This window comes from Lacinutrix sp., assembly GCF_037625555.1.
Taxonomy (GTDB): domain Bacteria; phylum Bacteroidota; class Bacteroidia; order Flavobacteriales; family Flavobacteriaceae; genus Lacinutrix.
Genome location: NZ_JASJHV010000080.1, coordinates 1 through 5323, shown reverse-complemented (window position 1 = coordinate 5323; position 5323 = coordinate 1). Strand labels below are relative to the sequence as shown.

General features: G+C 32.1%; 5 protein-coding genes. 3 read left to right on the top strand and 2 right to left on the bottom strand.

Going from position 1 to position 5323, the window contains the following annotated elements; all coding sequences use genetic code 11:
* From QNK89_RS06950 to QNK89_RS06940, 3 genes are all read left to right on the top strand, one after another.
* A partial coding sequence (locus tag QNK89_RS06950; RefSeq protein ID WP_340170295.1) for a methylmalonyl-CoA mutase family protein occupies positions 1-2441 on the top strand: 2441 nt, incomplete at its 5' end.
* 128 nt (positions 2442-2569) lie between these two features.
* Positions 2570-3043 carry an OsmC family protein gene (locus QNK89_RS06945; protein WP_340170294.1) on the top strand — a complete coding sequence of 158 codons (474 nt, stop codon included), beginning with the start codon at positions 2570-2572 and terminating at the stop codon, positions 3041-3043.
* Between the two features lie 108 nt (positions 3044-3151).
* Positions 3152-3757 (top strand): DUF1684 domain-containing protein, encoded by a 606-nt coding sequence (locus QNK89_RS06940; RefSeq protein WP_340170293.1) that lies wholly within the window; start codon positions 3152-3154, stop codon positions 3755-3757.
* On the opposite strand, the gene crcB is transcribed toward QNK89_RS06940, so the two are convergent.
* A complete protein-coding gene (gene crcB / locus QNK89_RS06935) occupies positions 3754-4125 on the bottom strand; it encodes a fluoride efflux transporter CrcB (RefSeq protein WP_340170292.1) in 372 nt (123 codons plus the stop codon). The genes QNK89_RS06940 and crcB overlap by 4 nt on opposite strands.
* 2 nt (positions 4126-4127) lie before the next feature.
* Complete coding sequence (locus tag QNK89_RS06930) at positions 4128-5150, bottom strand: SRPBCC family protein (protein ID WP_340170291.1); 1023 nt, start codon at positions 5148-5150, stop codon at positions 4128-4130.
* Positions 5151-5323 lie beyond the last annotated feature (173 nt).

Below are 5323 nucleotides of genomic sequence, written 5' to 3'. Positions count from 1 at the left end.
CAACGCAACTTGAGAAAATTGATATGCTTGATTTTGCTGATCTCGTAGCAATAAACAAGTTTGATAAACGTGGTTCTTTAGATGCTTTACGTGATGTAAAAAAACAATACATGCGTAACAATCATCTTTGGGATGTGCACCAAGACGATTTACCTGTTTTTGGAACAATTGCATCTCAATTTAACGATCCAGGAATGAATACGCTTTATAAAGCGATTATGGATAAGTTGGTTGAGAAAACAGATAGCGATTTAAAATCTACTTTCGAAATCTCAGCAGAAATGAGCGAGAAGATTTTTGTAATTCCACCAAGTAGAACACGTTATTTATCTGAAATTGCTGAAAGTAATCGTGCTTACGATAAAACTGCTTTAACACAAGTAGAAGTAGCTCAAAAATTATTTGGAATTTTTAAAACATTAGAATCTGTTTTAGATGCCATTCCAGAACTTGATAAAGCTGGATTAGCTTCAGAATCTATAAACACTACTGAAGAAAATAAAGATTTTGTAAGATTATTAGTTTCAGAATTCGACCGCGTAAAATTAAACTTAGATCCTTACAATTGGGAAGTAATAACAGGTTGGGCAGAGAAAGTAGATAAATATAAAAATCCAATCTATACTTTTAAAGTAAGAGATAAAGAAATAAAAATAGAAACACATACAAAATCATTATCGCAATCTGATATTCCAAAGGTGGCTTTACCTAAATATCAAGCTTGGGGAGATATTTTAAGATGGTGTTTACAAGAAAATGTACCAGGAGAATTCCCATACACTTCAGGATTATATCCTTTTAAACGTACAGGAGAAGATCCAGCAAGAATGTTTGCAGGAGAAGGTGGTCCAGAACGTACAAACAGGCGTTTTCATTATGTAAGTGCAGGATTACCAGCAAAACGTTTATCTACCGCTTTCGATAGTGTAACGCTTTATGGTAACAATCCAGATTTACGTCCAGATATTTATGGTAAAATAGGAAATGCAGGTGTTTCAATCTGTTGTTTGGATGATGCTAAAAAACTATATTCTGGTTTCGATTTAGCAAGTGCAATGACTTCTGTAAGCATGACTATTAACGGTCCAGCATCAATGTTGTTAGGCTTTTTTATGAATGCTGCCATAGACCAACAATGTGAGTTGTACATCAAAGAAAATAATCTAGAAAAAGAAGTTGAAGCTAAAATAGCTAAACTTTATAAAGACAAAGAGCGACCAAGTTACAATGGCGATTTACCAGAAGGAAACAATGGTTTAGGTTTAATGCTTTTAGGTGTTACTGGAGATCAAGTATTACCAGCAGACGTTTACGCAGAGATTAAGAAGAACACCATTGCTCAAGTGCGTGGAACGGTTCAAGCGGATATTTTAAAGGAAGATCAAGCACAGAATACGTGTATTTTCTCAACGGAATTTGCGTTACGTTTAATGGGTGACGTTCAAGAATATTTTATAGATAATAACGTGCGTAATTTCTATTCGGTATCCATTTCTGGATACCATATTGCAGAAGCAGGCGCAAACCCAATTACGCAATTGGCATTAACATTATCTAACGGATTTACTTACGTAGAATATTACCTAAGTCGTGGTATGGATATTAATAAGTTTGGACCAAACTTATCGTTCTTTTTCTCTAATGGTATCGATCCAGAATATTCTGTTATTGGTCGTGTAGCACGTAAAATTTGGTCTAAGGCTTTAAAACATAAATATGGTGCAAATTCCAGAGCGCAAATGCTTAAATACCATATACAAACGTCTGGTAGAAGTTTACATGCACAGGAAATTGACTTTAACGATATTCGTACAACATTGCAAGCATTGTATGCGATTTACGATAACTGTAACTCGTTACATACAAATGCATATGATGAAGCGATTACAACACCTACAGAAGAATCTGTACGTCGTGCAATGGCAATACAGTTAATTATAAACAAAGAATTAGGATTGGCTAAAAACGAAAACCCAATTCAAGGTTCTTTTATTATTGAAGAATTAACCGATTTAGTAGAAGATGCTGTATTAACAGAGTTTGATCGCATTACAGAGAGAGGTGGTGTTTTAGGCGCTATGGAAACCATGTACCAACGTTCTAAAATTCAAGAAGAAAGCTTGTATTACGAAACCTTAAAACATAATGGTGAATTTCCAATTATAGGTGTAAATACATTTTTGAGTTCTAAAGGTTCACCAACGGTTATACCAAAAGAAGTTATTAGAGCAACTGAAGAAGAAAAGCAATTCCAAATTAAAACGTTAGAGAATCTTCATAAAGCTAATGATACTAAAGCGATGTTAAAACAACTTCAGCAAAAAGCAATTAATAACGAAAATATTTTTGATGCTTTAATGGAGGTTTGTAAAGTGTGTTCTCTTGGAGAAATTACTGCTTCTTTATTTGAAGTAGGAGGACAGTATAGACGAAATATGTAAGTAAAGAATCGCTTACATTAAATGTATTATTCGATAAAAAAGAAATATACTTAAAAGTGAAATACATTCAATAAATATAAAAAGCGTTTCGTAGAGAAACGCTTTTTTTACTCCAAATAAAAAATAATATGTCTATAAAACACACTTTTAAAGCAACGGTAAATTGGACAGTAAATCAAGGTGAAAGCACTTTTAATCCTAGAACCTTTAGCCGCAACCATAAGGTTACAATAGCAAATAAAAGTGCTGCTCTACAAATGTCAGCCGCTAAGGCATTTAGAGGTGAGGATTCGTTATATAATCCTGAAGATTTGTTGTTGTCTGCTTTAACATCTTGCCACATGATGTCTTATTTGTATGTTTGCGCACAACATAAAATAGAAGTGTTAAGTTATGTGGATAATGCAGAAGGTGATTTAGAGGTTAAATCATCTGGAAGCGGAAGTTTTAAAACCGTTAGGCTAAAACCAGTTGTAACCATAAAGAATAGTAACCAAAAAGAGCTAGCACTAAGACTACATAATAAGGCTAACGCACTTTGTTTTATAGCTAATTCTTGTAATTTTCCAATATCTCATAATGCAACAATTGAAATTGAATAACTAGTTTTTAATGATTTGTCAGCAGATTTGTTGTAATCTTATAAGGCAAATTTGAATCCAAGTTTAAATCCATCATTCAATCCAAACAACTAAATTTTTAATTTTAATATGAGAAAAACGATTATACTATTTGTTTTGTTTGTTAGCACTCTAAGTTGTACGCAAGGCAAGCAGCCGCTTTTAGGAGACACAGATTATCAAAAAGAGCAAAACGCTAAATTTAAAGACGCTTTAAAATCTCCTTTAACTGAAAAAGATAGAAAAACATTTAGAGCTTTAGATTTTTTTAAATTTGATTCTGCATATTTAGTAACTGCTAATTTTAAAAGGGTTTTAAATGAAACGCCTTTTGAGATGCCTACAACAACAGACCGTAAACCTATGTATGTAAAATATGGTGAATTGTCTTTTGTTTTAAATAATAAAGAATGTAAACTTAACATTTATCAAAATATTGAATTAGTAAAACGCGAAGGCTATGAAAACCATTTGTTTTTACCTTTTATTGATGAAACTAATGGAGAAGAGAGTTATGGAGGTGGTCGTTATATAGACACAAGCAGACCAGAAGGTGATACTATGGTTTTAAATTTTAATGAAGCTTACAATCCATATTGTGCATACAGTCCTAGATATTCTTGTCCAGTAGTACCTTTAGAAAATTCTTTAGATGTAAGAGTTGAAGCAGGAGTGAAAGCTTATGATAAGCATTAAAAACTTTTAGCTAAAAACATACCACCAAACACAGCCAGAAAACCAACTACAAAACTTGCAATAGTATACATAGCGAAACTTGTAAAATCACCAGCCTTTAAGAATACATGATTTTCATAAGCAAATGTAGAAAAAGTTGTAAAACCACCACAAAAACCTGTTGCTAAAAGTAATGTATGATTTTGACTAAGCGTATTGTTTTTAAGTGCTAAACCTAATATAATACCAATAAGTAAACTCCCTAAAATATTGGCAGCAAAAGTACCATATGGTATTCCGTTTTCAGTGTTATTTAGAAATTTACCTAATAAATAGCGAAGCACACTACCTAAACCACCGCCAATAAATACTAGGAGAATATTTTTCATGTTTATTTAACTGCTATATAAATTTCTGTTTTTAAGTCAGCAGGATTTGGTGTATTTTTAGGTGAATTAAGGTAAGACTCTATATGAGAGCCATTTTCGTCTTGTTCTAATCCAATATCTATTATTGCTTTCATTGCTTTATCCCAAGCTTCTTTAAGATTGTTGTAATCACCATTAAGTGTAGTTTTTACAGCCTTAAAAGGCTCTAGTTGACCTGTTAAAATATTTCCTCTAGTAGTTATTACACGAGCAGTATTTGGTACAGAATAAGAAAACATAATAGCATTATTAGTTTCGTCCCATTTGTGATATAAAATAAATGGAGCACCAGCTAATGTAATATTGTTTTTTTTGGCATAGTTAATCACTTCAAGAAGCATAGATGCCATTTTAGTTTTAAAGCCATCAAAAGTAGTAGCAGCAGTTTTGTAAATATAAAATCCACCACTATGCTGTGTGGTTTCTTTATCGATTACAATACTATATTTTTTCATATCAGAAATAACAATACTATCTAATTTTTCTAAGCTACGTTCGTAATCAGGCCCTATTTGTTTATCCATTCCTCCCATAAAGGCATTGTAGGCTTTAAAATCAAACGGTAAATTCTCTCCAGAAATATTCCAAGTTACATCTGTAGAGCCATCACTGTTTGGTTTAAATTTCCATGACATATTAGATTTTGGATACTCTCCAATTTGCATGATTTGACTAATAGATTTATTAGTATTTGTTTCTACAGTATGCATTGTACCAAGACCATTTTTATCTTCCCAAGAATAGCTCGCACCTTCACCTTTAGTTAATTCGGGTAATGTAATTTTCATTTCTGGATCTTTTTCCACCCAAGATGACCATGTAGACCAGTTTTTATAATCATTAACATTTTTATAAATTACAGCTGCTGGAGCATTTATTGAACGTGTTCTTGTAACAGAAAAGCTATTTGGTTGTACAGCTACGTAAATTGCTAATGCGATAATTGCAATTAAAACTAGAAAGAAAATATATTTTAAAGCTTTCATAAGTAAAGATTCAAGTTGGAGCTATTCAAATTTACAAAATTTAAACAATAACAAGTTTTTACAAGCAGATTAAAAAACTACTTAAAAATAAATTTTATAGCTGCTATAAGTCCAATAAAAGTGATAAACGCAACCAAAACCCAAATAGAACCTTTATAGTGCTGTTTATGCAA

Bases quoted from the DNA above. Each gene is read 5' to 3' on its own strand.
- QNK89_RS06940 (WP_340170293.1), top strand. From the start codon at position 3,152: ATGAGAAAAACGATTATACTATTTGTTTTGTTTGTTAGCACTCTAAGT.
- QNK89_RS06945 (WP_340170294.1), top strand. From the start codon at position 2,570: ATGTCTATAAAACACACTTTTAAAGCAACGGTAAATTGGACAGTAAAT.
- crcB (WP_340170292.1), bottom strand. From the start codon at position 4,125: ATGAAAAATATTCTCCTAGTATTTATTGGCGGTGGTTTAGGTAGTGTG.
- QNK89_RS06930 (WP_340170291.1), bottom strand. From the start codon at position 5,150: ATGAAAGCTTTAAAATATATTTTCTTTCTAGTTTTAATTGCAATTATC.